Below are 14706 nucleotides of genomic sequence, written 5' to 3'. Positions count from 1 at the left end.
CAAGCTCCCTCGCCACGGGATTGATGGTGTAGCGGCTAGCGTGGGTCGACGTTATCCAGTACACGGTTCGCCAGCAATGAACTCATCTCTATCAGTTGCTGAATGCCGAGGGCGATGTGGCGGCGGGGGCCTTCCAAGTCGAAGGCGAGGTTGCTGATCATCGCGTCGGCGGATGCCAGGTTTTCGCTGAGGTTGGCGAGCAGGCATTCGTTGTCGGCGTTTTTTGACACGGTGAAGAGCTGGTCCGGTTTGGATGCATCTTCGGACTTTTTCGGTTTCGGTAGTAGGTAATAATCCAAGGCGCGCTTTTCTGCTTCGTCTTGTTTCTTAGTCTTGGATTGAGTGGACGCAGAGGTGCGATCTGCTTCGGGGGGATTCGGTGTGATTTTGAACATGGTGCAGCTCCTTTCGTAAGAGGAACCATCACCGTCTGCCGCCAAGCAGATGGGGTGACGGGTTACGCAAGATTGGCGGACCGGAACGAAAGGAACCCGGCATCCCCGAAGGGATCCTTGCGCAACCCGCCATAACATAGGAGTGCCAAATGCCAGAGGCATTGCAATCATATTGGGGGCTGTTGCGCCTTTCGAGTACCGGGCCGCCAAGCCCGACCACTGATGGGCAGTGGCAGGGAAACGATAGAACCCATGGGCAAGGCGCACAAGCGGACGGATTCTGGCGTAGTTGTAGGCAATGGCGCAAGGATTCGTAGCTTGGCGGAAGCGTTGCGGAAGGAGAATAAACAAGCCTTCGTAATGCCCAGGATTCGGGGTGAGGGAGCGTGCTTTCGCTCGGTGGCGCAGCGGTTTTTCTGTAGGAATGCGCCGGCCTTTTTGGGGCTGCTGCGCAGCCCAGCGGGAGCAAGCTCCCTCGCCACGGGATCTGTGTTTTGGATCAGGCCCTGTGGTGTTGGCTCGATCGGCATATAAATGTCAAAGCTTGTCCGGGCTAGAAACCGAGGGCTCTAGAGCCATGCTTTGGTCAGGCCTTTTTTTCCAAGTAAAACTTCAGATATTTTTTGGGTCTTTCTTGAAAGGCTCGAGCTTTGCCGAAGCTGTAGGCGTCATCAAAGTACCTATAAGCCTGCGCGTGGTCTCCCAGCTCAAAATAGACCATTCCCAGGTTAATCAGCGGCCCTGTATCGATATCCGATTCCCGGCCATCCAAGGTCTTTTGTGCCCAGTCTTTAGCAGCCTCGAAATCCCCATTGTCAAAATGCAGGTTGAAAAAAGAACCTGTGACCCAGGCTGACAAAGGTGTCCATTCCAGCTTCGGTTCAGGAAGCAATTCCCAAGCTTTTTGGTACAGGGCTTGAGCTTCATTTTTTTTGTTTTGCTCATCGAGCTCATTACCCGACGCCATGATGCGCATTACTTCGTCTGCCAGCGTCGGGCTTTCATCTGCCAAGTCTTTCATATGACGTTCCTGTTACGGCTTTTCTGTCGGGCCAATAAAATCACCGGGGTCCTATCTCTATCTGTCGGGAGCGAGCCTTTGGCGGCTTGTCGACAATGACTGGATGCCGGGGCGGTGTGGCGTGGTGATCCTTTCGGACCGAGAGAGTGTCGTTCATCCCGAGGCGATCACTGACCGGGCGCCACCACCAATCCCTGTGGGAGCGAGCTCGCGATGGCGGCAGCACGTTACATCTCCGATCCCTCCAGATTCATCCTCTACGCGTTAACTCTGTAGCGGTGAAGTCAACGCGATACTTTTCCAGCTCGCCTTTCGTTTTTTCTCCAAGAGCGAGGCTAAAGCGTCGCCCTCAGGTAGCCCTTTCTTCGGTAGCTTGAAGGGAACCAGAACGTAGAGCTTTACCGAGTCCTCATGGTGTTCATCCACGGGTTTTTCGGTGGTGTTCCAAATTTTGTCCACGACCAACAGCGCGTCGGTATCGCTCGGCCAGCTGAGCTGGGCGAAGTCTTTATCTATTTTTGAAATGATCTGGCCTTCCGACAAGGGGCCGTTATTGAACGTGTGGCGAGCGAGCAGGGAGAGCAACTCAACCGGGAAAACCCAAGGACTGTGTGGGGGAAAACCTTGCTGCGTGAGAGGCCAGTCGCCGGGCAAGCATACGAATAATTCTGTATGAGGGCTTTTGGCAAAAAGTCCGATGGTGAAGAGTAACTTGAACTTGTTCTTACCCTCGATGCAGCTGATACGCAGCTCCAGCCCCGCTTCATTACTTAAGGGACTTAGTTGCGCGGGTAAAACCCAACCTGCTGTGTTGTGCACGAAAGTGGCTATAGGTCCGCCGAATTCTTCGGCCGGGTTCTCAATAACGTCCATGATACTGACGGCCCCGGCATTTTTTAAGACGGCCGCCATGTCTGTAAATCCCCAGGTATTGGCGATGTCCAACGGCGCGGTATTCAGCCGGGTGTGTAGTCGATTGATGTCGGCATGGTGTTCTATAAGAAGATTGACGATGTGCTGGTGCCCGGAGGTGATCGCGTCAATCAGCGGGGTGGTTATGCTGTCAGGCCAACCGTCTACCAAGGCACCAGCCTCAAGAAACCATTGGCATGTTTGCAGATGCCCGTTGCCGGCGGCGGCGGCAAGGGGGGTGCTGTTGCCGGAACTCGCGGCAGGTTGGTCCAGTGCAATACCTAAAGCCACCAATAAGCGGCAAACTTCGGTTTGACCCTGTTCGGCAGCCATGTGCAGCAACGTCTCCTGCCCCTCAAGGCCATACAGGGGCAGGTGCAATAGAGCGGGATTTTCATCCAGGTGCTTTTTTAGCGAGGCTTCATTTCCCGAGGCGATGTCGGCATGAATGGCGGATAAAACCTCGATGTTCTTCTCATAAATTTCTTCTGGGTTGGTCATTTAAAAAATTCCTTTTGCCATTTGATCACCCATTTTTTTCAATGCGTTTTCGACACTGGCCGTCCCACCGATGTCCGCTTTCTGAAGAATTTCATAAACTTTTTTCGCGCTGGCTACCGAATGATTTCCCCCACCATTTTGGGCCCAAGTGAAGTTGCGCGGATCGTCGTTCAGGCCGATTTTGTGTTTGGCCAGAATTTTTTGCGAGTCGGTAATGTATTTTCGATTTTGCGCTTTCCAGCTTTTCGGAGCTTTTTCGCGGACGATATGATGGTAGTGCGGCTTCACCATACCCTTAGGCGCAGGACCCATCGCTCTCTTCTGTGAGGCGCTGAGTCGACAAACTTCCCAACCCCACGGATCCACCCACCCAATAGGATTCGGTGCGTATTGATAGAGGTTGAATCCACCCGCCAACCCAATCGGATCCGGCGTAGTAAACCGCCCCACATCCGGATCATAAAACCTGAACGTATTGAAATGCAGCCCGGTTTCCCGGTCCAGGTATTGCCCCTGGAACCGCAAATTCTGCTCTTCGATGTAATACGGCTCGCGCACCTCTTCCAGCGTGTTGCCCCACACCCGATACGTCGCCAGCCAAACGTTGTGTCCGTCGGCTTCGGTGAGTTGTTCCGGCAGGCCGTTGAGGTCGTTGTGGTAGTAGCGGATCTTTTGCAGCGGGCCGCTGCCGTCGACGCGGGCCAGGGGTTCGTAGCCGTCGTCTTCGTAGAGGTACAGGCTGGTTTGCTGGTGGCGGTGTTCCTGCAACAGGCGCAGGCCATCCCAAGTGAAGCGGGTTTCGCCCAACGGGTAACCATTGCTGTCGTGTTCGGTTTTTTCGATGCGCCTGCCCAGTGGGTCGTAGGCCATGTTGACCACGCTGCCGTCGTCGTTGCGCACCTCGATCAAGCGGCTTTCGGCGTCGTAGGCGAAGTGCTGCACGCCACGTTTGGCGCTGCGTTTTTCGATCATCCGGCCAAAGGCGTCGTAGAGGTAGCGCTTGTCCTGGTAGGTCAGCAGTTTGTTGTGCACCACCAATCCGGCGCCGGTGGCTGGGCCGTCCAGCAGGTTGGCGGCGGCGTCGTAGGTGAAGGTTTCGCGCTGGCCGTGCAGGCTGTCCTGGCTGGCGATGATGCGGCCGGTGGCGTCGTAGTGCAGGAGCTGGCGCTGTTGCGCGGCGGGTTGCTGGTCGAGTTTGCCGATGAGGTTATCGGAGGGGTCGTACTCGAAGTGTTTTTGCACCGCCGCCGGCAACAGCGAGGGTTGGCTGCTGTGGCGGCGTTGTCGCGTGCGCAGGCGACCGCTGCGGTCGTATTCGCTGCGGGTGCTGATCTGGCCTTGGGTACGCAGCACTTCGCGGTGCAGGCGGTCGCGTTCGAAGTCGCTGATCACCTGGCCGTCGAGGTTGATCTGGTGCAGATGACCACTGCCGTAGTACAGGCGGTTGACCCAGCGGCCATCGGGCAGTTGGGTCTGGATCAGGTTGCCGAGTTCGTCGTAGTGGTGTTGCAGGCTGCCGGCGGCGCTGTTTTCGGCGAGCAACTGGCCGAGGGCGTCGTAGGCGAAGCTCAGGGTTTGCGCGTTGCCCTGCAGGTCGGTGAAGGTGACGGCGGTGAGTTGGTCCAGCGGGTCGTAACTGTATTCAGTGCGGCCATCGTCGGTGACTTTAGCGATCAACCGGCCCACGGCGTCGCGTTCCAGGCGATGGACGATGGGCGCCGGCGGTGCTTCGGTAATAATCGCCAGGCCCGTGCCGTATGGCGCGGGCATCGCCGTTACTGCCGCGACGTTGTCGAGGCGGTCGTAGTCGTAGCGCTTGGCGCTGCCATCCAGGTCGTGTTGTTCGATCAACCGATCGCCGATATCCCAGGCAAACCGGTAGCTTTCGCCATTCTCGTTGGTCAGCGCTTGCAGCCGGCCGAAGCTGTCGTAGGCAAACTGCACCTGCCGGCCCTGGGCGTCGGTGCGTTGGCGGACCTGGCCGCGGCGGTTGTGTTGGTAAAGCGTGGTGTGCCCGGCCGGGTCGGTGTAGCCGGTGAGTTGGCCGGCGGTGTCGCGCTGGTAATGCTCGGTGCGGCCGTCCGGTAATTGGCTGCCGAGCAGCCGGCCTTGGGCGTCGTAGCTGAATTGGGTGCGCTCGCCGAGGGCGTCGGTAATGGTGTGCAGGTAACCGCGCGCGTCATAACTGAAGCGCGTCGGGTAACCCGAGCAATCGACGTGTTCCACCAATTGGCCGAACGGGTTCCAGCGCAGCTTTTTGCTTTTGCCGGTGGCGTCGATGATTTCCACGACCTGGCCGTGGGCGTCGTAGCGGTAGCGGGTGATGTGGCCCAGCGGGTCGGTTTCCGCTGTGCAGTTGCCGCGCTGATCGTAGCGGTATTTCCAGCTGTGGCCGGCGGCGTTGGTGTCCACCAGCGGCAGGGCCCAGTGTTCGAGCCATAACGTCGAACCGCTACGGCCCAACGGGTCGGTTTCGCTGATCAGGTTGCCGGCGTCGTCGTAGCTGAATTGATACTGACCGCCCCGCGGATCGGTAGCACTGAGCAACTGGCGCTCGTCGTTCCACTCGAACAACCACGTCTGGTCGAGGTTGTCGCTGAACCGGGTGATCTGGTGCTGGCTGTTCCAGTGCCGGATGCTCACGCGTTGCAGGCTGTCGCTGATGCGGGTGATGCCGGCGGCAAGGTCATAGTCGAACTGGTAGGCGTCGCCTTCGTCGGTCCAGTGTCGGACCACGCGCCATTCCTGGTCGTCGATCAGGGCCCATTCGTAGAAGCAGTGCAGGCCGGTGGGCAACTGGTGCTCGACCATCCGTTGCCCGGCGTCGTAGCGGAAGCGCCGTTGCACCTGGCCGGTGGCGTCGCGCACTTCGGCGAGGGTGTTCGCCGCGTCGTAGGCGTAACTGACCAGCACTTCGCGGGATTGGTCGGGGTAGAGGCGCTCGATGTGGGTGACGCGTTCGCCTGCGCGAATCAGCTCGACTTGCACCAGGTCGAAGGTGTCGCGCAGTCGCACCAGGCGTCCGGCCTCGTCGTAGTCGAGGTGGATGCGGTTGTCGTTGCGGTCACCCAGTTGGCTCAGGCGCAGGTGCGAAGGGTTGGCGGGCGAAGGTTCGAACAGACGGTACAGGCCGTCTTCGCTTTCGATCAGCAATGGCCCATCCACATGGCGGCGCACGGCCAGGCCTTCGCCGGCGCTGAACACCGCGCCGCCCAAGGGGATGGAACCCATGTCGATGGGCCGACCCTGTTCGTCGGTGTAGACCAGGGTTTCGCCGCCGTCGGGGTGGGGCAGGATTTCTACTTGGACTTCGTAGGCCACGCTCCAGCCGGCGCCGAACAGGGTATCGCGGCGTTCATCGCGGCTGTTGTACACGCGTTGCCAGTCGATGGGCAGGATGCCGGGCAAGACGAAATCCAGCTCCTCGTCGCCGCCCAGCACTTTGGCCCCGGTGGCGGCATGCACCGGGTTCGACGAACCCATGGCCGCATTGGCCGCTGCGTTCGCCGCGCTGCTGGCGGCCATGGATACCGCGCCGCCCACCAGCATGCACGGCAGTTTGCTGAAGAACTTGCCCTTGCCGCCCTTGAGCATCAGCAACGCCGTGACTGCCAGGCCGACGCCCGGGGTCTTGCCGCTGCGAATCTCGCGCACCACCACCGAACCGCCGCCGATGGTCACGTTGGGCGAGATCAGCCCGGCCGACACCACCGTCGCATCGCAGGTGCTGCGGTCGCCACTGCGCACGGCGGGCTGGCCGTTGATGGTGACCTTTTCCGAGCCTTCGGCCATGAACTGCGGTGGCATCGGTGGGTGCTTGGTGCAGATCACCAGGTCTTCTGGCCGGGTCTCCGTACCGGGGGCCGGCGAGGCGACGGTGGGGCGCCACATCTGCGAAAAGAATTCCCCGGCCATGTCCAGGTAACTGGCTTCGGCTTCTTCTTCCGGCTCGGGCATGTCCAGTTCGGTGCCGGCCGGCGCGACGTGGGACACAACAGCGCCGGCGGCGCGGGCCGAGGGGATGTTGTTGGTAAAGGTGTCTTTGGAGCCGGTGAGGATGTTGGCCTGCACCGTGGGCGGAAAGAGGGCGTTGCCGATGCCCTCGCATATATTGCTCAGGCCTTTGTCGGCCCCGGTCTTGCTCATGGCCAGGCCGACAATGGTGCCCACCACCAGGCCCAGGACGAAGCAGCCCAGGCCGCCGGTGACAACGGTGATGCCCGTGGCCGCGACCACGGCGGCGGTCGCCAGGGCGGTGATCGCGATGTTCGCCGCCACTTCCAGGACGCCGCCGAGGATGTCGGCCATCATCGAGGTGTGGTTGAGTGCATCGCCCAGGCGGGCGGCCCAGAGCGCGTCAGACATGCAAGTCGCTCAGGTGGACAGGGTGGCTGTGGAGTGTGTGTTCAAGCAATTTGATGCCTTCCATTGCGCCGGTGTCCTTGTGGGTGACGTCATGCTGATTGATGCCATTTCTGGCGCTTGATCCGCTTTGGTTTGAGGCGATTACAGAGCGGGTGCTTTTGTTCCATCTTCAAATTCCCAACCACCGTCAATCCCCTGTGGGAGCGAGCCTGCTCGCGATGGGCCCCGATCAGTCAACCTCATCAGCGTCTGACCCACTGCTTTCGCGAGCAAGCCCGCTCCCACATTTGATCCGGGGTGAGTTCGAATTCCCTGGCCGCCGCTAATCCCCTGTGGGAGCGAGCCTGCTCGCGATGGGGCCCGATCAGTCAACCTCATCAGCGTCTGACCCACTGCTTTCGCGAGCAAGCCCGCTCCCACATTTGATCCGGGGTGAGTTCGAATTCCCTGGCCGCCGCTAATCCCCTGTGGGAGCGGGCTTGCTCGCGAAGGCGTCGGTACATCCGGCACCCATATAGCTGAGCCATCGCAATCGCGAGCAGGCTCGCTCCCACAGGGATGGTCGTCAGGCCGGGGTATCGAACACCAGCGAACCCTTGATCGTCGCCCAATGCGCCGCTTCGGCATCGCCCAGTTTCTCGGCTTTCACGTAACTCAGGGCCAGCATCTTGCGGGTGCCGGGCAGTACCAGTGCGAGCTGATACTGGAAAACCTTTTCATTGCCCTTGTTGAACTGGCTGCGCAATTCGATGGCTTCGACTTCCTGGTTGGCGCCCACGCGCACGGTGGCGCCCGGCTGGCAGCGCAGTTGCTGGACCTGTTTTTCCAGGCGCTTGAGTTGGTCGTCGAGGTTGCTTTGCAGGGTCTCGCCCTCGGCCAGCAGGCTGCGGCTGATGATCAAGGAGGTGCCCAGTTCCGGGAACTTGAGGATGTTGATCGTCGCGTCCAGCAACTCGCTTGGCGGCAGCTGGAGCTGGAATTCATTGAGGCGGTAAGTCATGGCGCTTGAATCTCGAAGTTAGCCCTTGGGGAACGCGGCGCTGATGTTGGCGTCGATGCTGCCCTTGACGCCTTGGCCGTCGGGCGTGGCACCGGGGCCGCCGCCGTTGTTCAGGTGCAGCACGCCGCCAGTGTTGAACTCGGCGTCGCCACTGGCGTAAAAGCTGATCTGCACGCCGGTCAGGTTGATCTGGCCGCTGGCGTTGAGCTCCAGGATGCTTTCACCGCACACCAGGCGCAGGTTTTCACCCACCTCGATGACGTAGCTCTGGCTGATGCTGTCGGTCTTGCGCTGGCCCACCGAGAGGATGTCCTCCTGCTTGACGATGCGCAGGCGGTTGTTGCCGATGGTCACCGTTTCGTTGTGGCCGATGCTTTTGTTGCGGTCGTGGCCCACCGAATGACTCTCGTCCACCTCGACCACGATGTCCTGGTTGCGCTCGGCATGGATGTACAACTGCTCGGCGCCTTTCTTGTCTTCCATGCGGATTTCATTGAAGTTCGCCGGCGTGCCGCCCTTGCTCGAACGGCTTTTCATGCCGCTCTGGGTCGCGTTATCTGGCAGGTCATAGGGCACGGTCTGCTCGGCGTTGTAGACGCGGCCGGTGATGATCGGTCGGTCCGGGTCACCCTCAAGGAAGCTCACGATGACTTCCTGGCCGATGCGCGGGATTTGCATCGAGCCCCAGTTTTTCCCGGCCCAGGATTGCGACACCCGAATCCAGCACGAGCTGTTCTCGTTGGACTGGTCGTGACGGTCCCAATAGAAATGCACCTTCACCCGGCCAAACTGATCGGTCCAGATTTCCTCGCCCTTGGGGCCGACTACCAACGCGGTTTGCGGGCCTTTGACGATGGGGCGGTGAGTAATCGCCAAGGGGCGATAGCTTTGCTGGGCATCGATGCAGGTCAGGCTGCTTTCGAACTGCGCGGTTGGCGCGCCGCCACCGGTCTCGCCGCTTTCCTGGGAGAGGTAATAGCGAGCGCCGACGATCAGGTATTCGCGGTTCTGGTCCTGGCGGCTGAAACCGGTGAGGCTGAACAGGTGCCCCGAGCCCAGGCCCCGGGCATTGCCCGCCAGTTCGACTTGCTCGTGCAGGGTCTGCAAGGCCTCGATGCGGGTGCGGGCGTAGTGTTCGCCGTCCTCGCTTTGCACATAGGTGCCGGGATAGTCGTAGAGCGGATAGTCGCCGGCGGTGTGCGGACGGGGCATGGCCGAGCGCACGTCGATGCGCGCGCTGGGGCGTTGGAAGTCGTAGTCGTTGAGTTCCAGCGAACCCGGTTGGACTTCCTGGGCCAAGTGCCAATCATGAATATGATCGCGCTCGCGCTGTTGCTCATTCTTGGGGTAGTAGGGCACCGAACCGTAGCCGGGTGCCGTGGTGTGGGCGCCATAGGCATCGGCCAGCACCAACACGTGACGGCCCTGTTCATGGCGGAAGAAATAGTAGATCCCTTCCTGCTCCATCAACCGGCTGACGAAATCAAAACTGGTCTCGCGATACTGCACGCAGTATTCCCACTCCCGATAGGGGTGGCTCAAGGCGTCTTCGAAATCGGAAAAACCCAAGTCGCGGAACACCTGCTTGATGATCTGCGGGATGGTCATGTTCTGAAAAATGCGGCAATCGGAGGTGCGGGTCAGCAGCCACAACCACGGGCGCAAGGTGGCCTGGTAGCTGGCGAACTGGCCTTGGTCGACGTTCTGGCTGCAACGGGCGACGATGCCATGGAAGTAGCGCTCGCCACCGCCATCGAGCTGCAGGCTCACGCACATGGGCTTGCCGAGCAGTTGATTGAGGTCGATGGCGTTGTCCAGCGAGTGCAACTGCAACTCGTAGTTGAACAGCCGCCCCAGCTCTTCGCCGCCACCCATGTCTTTGAGCAGCAGCACCTCAGGTCCGAGGGGGCTGGTAATCTTGGCCAGGCGTGAGGCTTGGTTGAATAACATCAATTATCCCTTGTTGATGCCTTGCATCCTTGTAGGAGCTGTCGAGCAACGCGAGGCTGCGAGACCCTTGAGTCTAAAGCGAAAGATCAAAAGATCGCAGCCTTCGGCAGCTCCTACGGGGCGCTTGATCGCCGGAGTAGTGACGCTGATCGCATAATGTAGTTTGTTACGCGGGGCAGAGGAACCCGGTTCTTGATTGTTCCCAGGCATTACTTGAATATCTGCTCCTTCGCGCGTCACCTCACGTCCATGGAAAGCGATTACTGTGACCTCTTACCGCATTCAAGAAGCCGATCTCGAAATCCCCGATGCCTGGCAGGACCAGAGCATCAATATTTTCAAGCTGCCGGCCGTCGGTCCCGCTAAAGAAGCCAGTTTTGTAATCAGCCGCGATGCCACCCAGGGCGACGCGCCCTTTGCCGAGTACGTGGACCGCCAGCTCAAAAGCGCGGAGCAGCAACTGCCGGGCTTCAAGCTGGTCCAGCGCTGGGACACGGTGCTGCAGGGGCTCACCACCACGTTGCTGGATTACACCTGGCAACGGGAGGGGCGTGAACTGATGTTGCGCCAGGTGTTCATCGAGCGTAAGCCGGCGGTGCTGATCACCACCCTGACCACTACACCGAGCGATTTCCCTTATCACGAGCCGGCCTGGAAGCTGGCGATGCATTCGTTCAAGCCACAGCCGCCGATTGTCTGAGCATCGACACGTCCCACTGAGTACTCATACACATCATGGATGCACAGGCTGCAGCACGTCTGGGTGATGAAATAGCCCACGGGTTCGGGTTGGCCGCGATGGTCGCCGGAGCCGTGGCCGGCGCCTTGATCGGCGCCGCGGTCGTTGCCGCGACGGTGGCCACGGGTGGAGTGGCCCTGGCGATCATGGCCGGCTCGATTGCCGCCGGCGGCTTGTCGATGTTCCAGATCGTCAAAGGCCTTTCCACCATCTTCAACCTGCCCGAGCCCACCACGGGGGCATTGATCATGGGCAGCTTCAACGTCTACATCAACGACCGCAATGCCATGCGGGCGGGCGAAGACACGTCATCTTCCTGCACCGGGTTGCCGATGAACCACCCGATCTGGCCCTTCCCGGTGTTGATCGCCGAAGGCAGCGCCACGGTGTTCATCAACGGCAAGCCGGCGGCGCGCCTGCACAGCAAAATGGTCTGTGGCGCTCACATCAAGACGGGCAGCCCGAATACCTTTATCGGTGGGCCGACGGTGTCGGTGGCGTTTGTGTTGGATCTTGAAGGCTGGATGCATTCCGGGTTGGAAGTGTTGGGGCTATTGGCGGCAGGTGCTGCGTTGGTCATGGCCGCCATGGCGGGTATCGCCGTGCTCGTCGAATTCGTGGTGGTGGGCGGGTTGATCGTGGGGGGCATGGAGCTTCTCGGCGATTTAGGTGACCGCCTGGGGCCTGGCTATCGGGACCTGCTGCAAGGTGTCGCCGGCATGGCCATGCTGGGGCTGAGCCCGAAAATGGCCAAGGCCGCCAAGCCTGCCGAACTGCCGCCGCCCAAGTACAAGCCTGGCGTCACCGAGGCCGATATCCTGGCCATGCCGAAAGGCTCGCGACCCGACGCCGACAAGTACTTGTCACCCCAGTATGTGAAAGAACACTTGGCCCAGTTCGAAAACGGCGCCTCACGCTTCACCACAAAGGCCAACCTGGACAAGTACGGCATCGCCCAGCGCGATGGCACGACATTCCTCATGCCCAAGGCTGAAGCCGATCAATTGGTTGCCAATGCCAAGGGTGACAAGCGGGCGTTGGAGAAGGCGCTGGGGCTGCCAGAAAATACCTTGGAAAGTAGTACGCTGGTTCGGGTCGATATTCCCGCGCCTAAAGACATGAACCTGCGGATTCCGTCAGGTAACGAGGCCGGCGCCAACGAATTCTGGATTCCTGGCGGCAAGCTGCCGACCGGTGCCAGCGAGGCGGTCATCGATGCCGGGGGCATTTCGCCCAAAGACTTCAGTTGGACGCCATTATGATGGTAGAGGTAGGCAAGTTATGAAATTTCAAGATGTTCTGGTCAGTCGCGAGCACATGTTTTCCGTGGGTATCGAACAAGATTCGGGTCGGTTCTACGTGTCCATACCGGTCAGCAATGGCATGGCCGACTACGAGGAATACTACGAAATCAATCAGGCGACCTTCGAGCTGTTCAAGCGTGACCCGGACGCCGCGCTGCCGTTTGTGGCCCGCTGCAAAAAGCGTGAGCTGGATGAGCTGTTGATTGTCGCGCCGGGAACGAATCGCGGCACGGCCATCTGATCGTCGAAAGGGCCTGTGAGGCGGCACTGCTGTTCACGTTGAGGCTGTAGATAGACCCCGTGGCGAGGGAGCTTGCTCCCGCTGGGCTGCGTAGCAGCCCTTTTGGTGAGCGCTTCGCACTCAAGCGGGAGCAAGCTCCCTCGCCACGGGATCATCGTTTACTTAAGTGAGCAGCGTTGCAGCCAGGGGTTGCTCCGGCGGTGAACTTCAGTGTTTGGCCTTTGTTGGGAACAACGCTTTTACTGCCGCATCGATAACACCCTTGATGCCCTTGCCCTTGGCATCCACTTCGCTGGCGCCTCCGGAGTTCAAGTCCAAACGGCCGCCGGTGTCGATGTTGCCATTGCCGCTGGCGTAGATGTTGAAGGCGGTGCCCGAGATGTTGATCTCGCCACTGGCATTGAACTCCAGCACGCTTTTGCCACACACCAGTCGAATCTGCGAGCCCGCTTCCACGAGGTATTGGGTGCTGATGCTGTCGCTCTTAGTGCCGCCGACGAGCAAGGCATCGTTGCGCTGCACGGCCCGCAGTCGGTCTTGGCCAACGCGCACGGTTTCGTTGTGGCCGATGCTTTTATTGCGGTCGTGGCCCACCGAATGGTTCTCATCTACCTCGACCACGATGTCCTGGTTGCGCTCGGCATGGATGTACAACTGCTCGGCGCCTTTCTTGTCTTCCATGCGGATTTCGTTGAAATTCGCTGGCGTGCCGCCCTTGCTCGAACGGCTTTTGGTGCCGCTCTGGGTGGCATTGGCGGGCAACGCATAGGGCACGGTTTGTTCGGCGTTATACACACGACCGGTGACGATGGGCCGGTCGGGGTCGCCTTCAAGGAAGCTCACGATGACTTCCTGACCAATGCGCGGTATCTGCACCGAGCCCCAATTCTTGCCGGCCCATGCCTGCGACACCCGAATCCAGCACGAGCTGTTTTCATTGGATTGGTCGTGACGGTCCCAATAGAAATGCACCTTCACCCGGCCAAACTGATCGGTCCAGATTTCCTCGCCCTTGGGCCCGACCACCAACGCAGTCTGCGGGCCTTTGACGATGGGACGATGGGTAATCGCCAAGGGGCGATAACTTTGCTGGGCATTGATGCAGGTCAGGCTGCTTTCGAATTGTGCTGAAGGCGCGCCGCCCCCGGTCTCGCCGCTTTCCTGGGAGAGGTAATAGCGAGCGCCGACGATCAGGTATTCGCGGTTCTGGTCCTGGCGGCTGAAGCCGGTGAGGCTGAACAAATGCCCCGAACCCAGGCCCCGGGCGTTGCCCGACAACTCGACCTGCTCATGCAAGGTCTGCAAGGCCTCGATGCGCGTGCGGGCGTAGTGTTCGCCGTCGGTGCTTTGCACGTAGGTGCCGGGGTAGTCGTAGAGCGGATAGTCGCCAGCGGTGTGCGGACGGGGCATGGCCGCACGCACATCAATGTGTGCACTCGGGCGCTGGAAGTCGTAGTCGTTGAGCTCCAACGAACCCGGTTGGACTTCCTGGGCCAGGTGCCAATCATGAATATGATCGCGCTCGCGCTGCTGCTCATTCTTCGGATAGTAGGGCACCGATGCGTAGCCGGGTGCAGGTGCGTGGGCGCCATAAGCGTCGGCCATCACCAGTACATGACGGCCCTGCTCATGACGGAAGAAGTAGTAAATGCCTTCCTGTTCCATCAAGCGGCTGACGAAATCAAAACTGGTCTCGCGGTACTGCACGCAGTATTCCCACTCGCGATAAGGCCGGCTCAGGGCGTCTTCGAAATCGGAAAAACCCAAGTCGCGGAACACCTGCTTGATGATCTGCGGGATGGTCATGTTCTGAAAAATGCGGCAATCGGAGGTGCGGGTCAGCAGCCACAACCACGGGCGCAAGGTGGCCTGGTAGCTGGCGAACTGGCCCTGGTCGACGTTCTGGCTGCAACGGGCGACGATGCCATGGAAGTAGCGCTCGCCACCACCGTCGAGCTGCAGGCTCACGCACATGGGCTTGCCGAGCAGTTGATTGAGGTCGATGGCGTTGTCCAGCGAATGCAACTGCAACTCGTAGTTGAACAGCCGCCCCAGCTCTTCACCGCCGCCCATGTCCTTGAGCAGCAGAACCTCGGGTCCGAGGGGGCTGGTGATCTTGGCCAGGCGGGTGGCTTGGTTGAATAACATCGAGGGTCTCGTGCAGGTTGAATAGCTAAAGGAGCGCAATCCCCCAATGTGGGAGCGGGCTTGCTCGCGAAGGCGGTGTGTCAGCCAACATCAATGTCGCTGACAGATTGCATTCGCGAGCAAGCCCGCT

At 60.0% G+C, this 14706-nt stretch carries 10 protein-coding genes; 3 read left to right on the top strand and 7 right to left on the bottom strand.

The genetic code is table 11. The features are described 5' to 3' along the window. Window positions 1-35: 35 nt before the first annotated feature. The 6 genes from HU715_RS19905 to HU715_RS19880 form a co-directional block, all read right to left on the bottom strand. Window positions 36-395, bottom strand: a complete 360-nt coding sequence (locus tag HU715_RS19905) for a DUF6124 family protein (protein ID WP_186709520.1) — start codon at window positions 393-395, stop codon at window positions 36-38. A gap of 586 nt (window positions 396-981) precedes the next feature. After that, window positions 982-1416, bottom strand: a complete 435-nt coding sequence (locus HU715_RS19900) for a tetratricopeptide repeat protein (protein WP_027912816.1) — start codon at window positions 1414-1416, stop codon at window positions 982-984. A 264-nt stretch (window positions 1417-1680) separates the two neighbouring features. Beyond that, window positions 1681-2829 carry an ankyrin repeat domain-containing protein gene (locus HU715_RS19895; protein WP_186709517.1) on the bottom strand — a complete coding sequence of 383 codons (1149 nt, stop codon included), beginning with the start codon at window positions 2827-2829 and terminating at the stop codon, window positions 1681-1683. Continuing rightward, window positions 2830-7194 carry an RHS repeat-associated core domain-containing protein gene (locus HU715_RS19890; protein ID WP_186709516.1) on the bottom strand — a complete coding sequence of 1455 codons (4365 nt, stop codon included), beginning with the start codon at window positions 7192-7194 and terminating at the stop codon, window positions 2830-2832. A 565-nt stretch (window positions 7195-7759) separates the two neighbouring features. Continuing rightward, window positions 7760-8194, bottom strand: coding sequence for a DcrB-related protein (locus tag HU715_RS19885; RefSeq protein ID WP_186710282.1), 435 nt, complete (start codon window positions 8192-8194; stop codon window positions 7760-7762). Window positions 8195-8212: 18 nt separating this feature from the next. Further along, complete coding sequence (locus HU715_RS19880) at window positions 8213-10144, bottom strand: type VI secretion system Vgr family protein (RefSeq protein WP_186710281.1); 1932 nt, start codon at window positions 10142-10144, stop codon at window positions 8213-8215. Window positions 10145-10409: 265 nt separating this feature from the next. On the opposite strand from HU715_RS19880, the gene HU715_RS19875 reads away from it, so the two are divergent. From HU715_RS19875 to HU715_RS19865, 3 genes are read left to right on the top strand one after another with little or no spacing between them, the layout of a single operon-like run. Continuing rightward, on the top strand, window positions 10410-10844 hold the full coding sequence (locus HU715_RS19875; RefSeq protein WP_186710280.1) for a DcrB-related protein: 435 nt from the start codon (window positions 10410-10412) through the stop codon (window positions 10842-10844). A 35-nt stretch (window positions 10845-10879) separates the two neighbouring features. After that, window positions 10880-12145, top strand: a complete 1266-nt coding sequence (locus HU715_RS19870; protein WP_186710279.1) for a PAAR domain-containing protein — start codon at window positions 10880-10882, stop codon at window positions 12143-12145. A gap of 19 nt (window positions 12146-12164) precedes the next feature. Then, window positions 12165-12428, top strand: a complete 264-nt coding sequence (locus HU715_RS19865) for a hypothetical protein (RefSeq protein ID WP_186710278.1) — start codon at window positions 12165-12167, stop codon at window positions 12426-12428. 207 nt (window positions 12429-12635) lie between these two features. On the opposite strand, the gene HU715_RS19860 is transcribed toward HU715_RS19865, so the two are convergent. Beyond that, a complete protein-coding gene (locus HU715_RS19860; protein ID WP_186710277.1) occupies window positions 12636-14576 on the bottom strand; it encodes a type VI secretion system Vgr family protein in 1941 nt (646 codons plus the stop codon). Window positions 14577-14706: the final 130 nt, after the last annotated feature.

It is taken from the genome of Pseudomonas zanjanensis (assembly GCF_014268745.2).
GTDB lineage: Bacteria > Pseudomonadota > Gammaproteobacteria > Pseudomonadales > Pseudomonadaceae > Aquipseudomonas > Aquipseudomonas zanjanensis.
Note: the sequence above shows the minus strand (reverse complement) of the source record. Positions and strands in the feature narration are given on the sequence as shown.

Bases quoted from the DNA above. Each gene is read 5' to 3' on its own strand.
- HU715_RS19905 (WP_186709520.1), bottom strand. From the start codon at position 395: ATGTTCAAAATCACACCGAATCCCCCCGAAGCAGATCGCACCTCTGCG.
- HU715_RS19900 (WP_027912816.1), bottom strand. From the start codon at position 1,416: ATGAAAGACTTGGCAGATGAAAGCCCGACGCTGGCAGACGAAGTAATG.
- HU715_RS19895 (WP_186709517.1), bottom strand. From the start codon at position 2,829: ATGACCAACCCAGAAGAAATTTATGAGAAGAACATCGAGGTTTTATCC.
- HU715_RS19890 (WP_186709516.1), bottom strand. From the start codon at position 7,194: ATGTCTGACGCGCTCTGGGCCGCCCGCCTGGGCGATGCACTCAACCAC.
- HU715_RS19885 (WP_186710282.1), bottom strand. From the start codon at position 8,194: ATGACTTACCGCCTCAATGAATTCCAGCTCCAGCTGCCGCCAAGCGAG.
- HU715_RS19880 (WP_186710281.1), bottom strand. From the start codon at position 10,144: ATGTTATTCAACCAAGCCTCACGCCTGGCCAAGATTACCAGCCCCCTC.
- HU715_RS19870 (WP_186710279.1), top strand. From the start codon at position 10,880: ATGGATGCACAGGCTGCAGCACGTCTGGGTGATGAAATAGCCCACGGG.
- HU715_RS19865 (WP_186710278.1), top strand. From the start codon at position 12,165: ATGAAATTTCAAGATGTTCTGGTCAGTCGCGAGCACATGTTTTCCGTG.
- HU715_RS19860 (WP_186710277.1), bottom strand. From the start codon at position 14,576: ATGTTATTCAACCAAGCCACCCGCCTGGCCAAGATCACCAGCCCCCTC.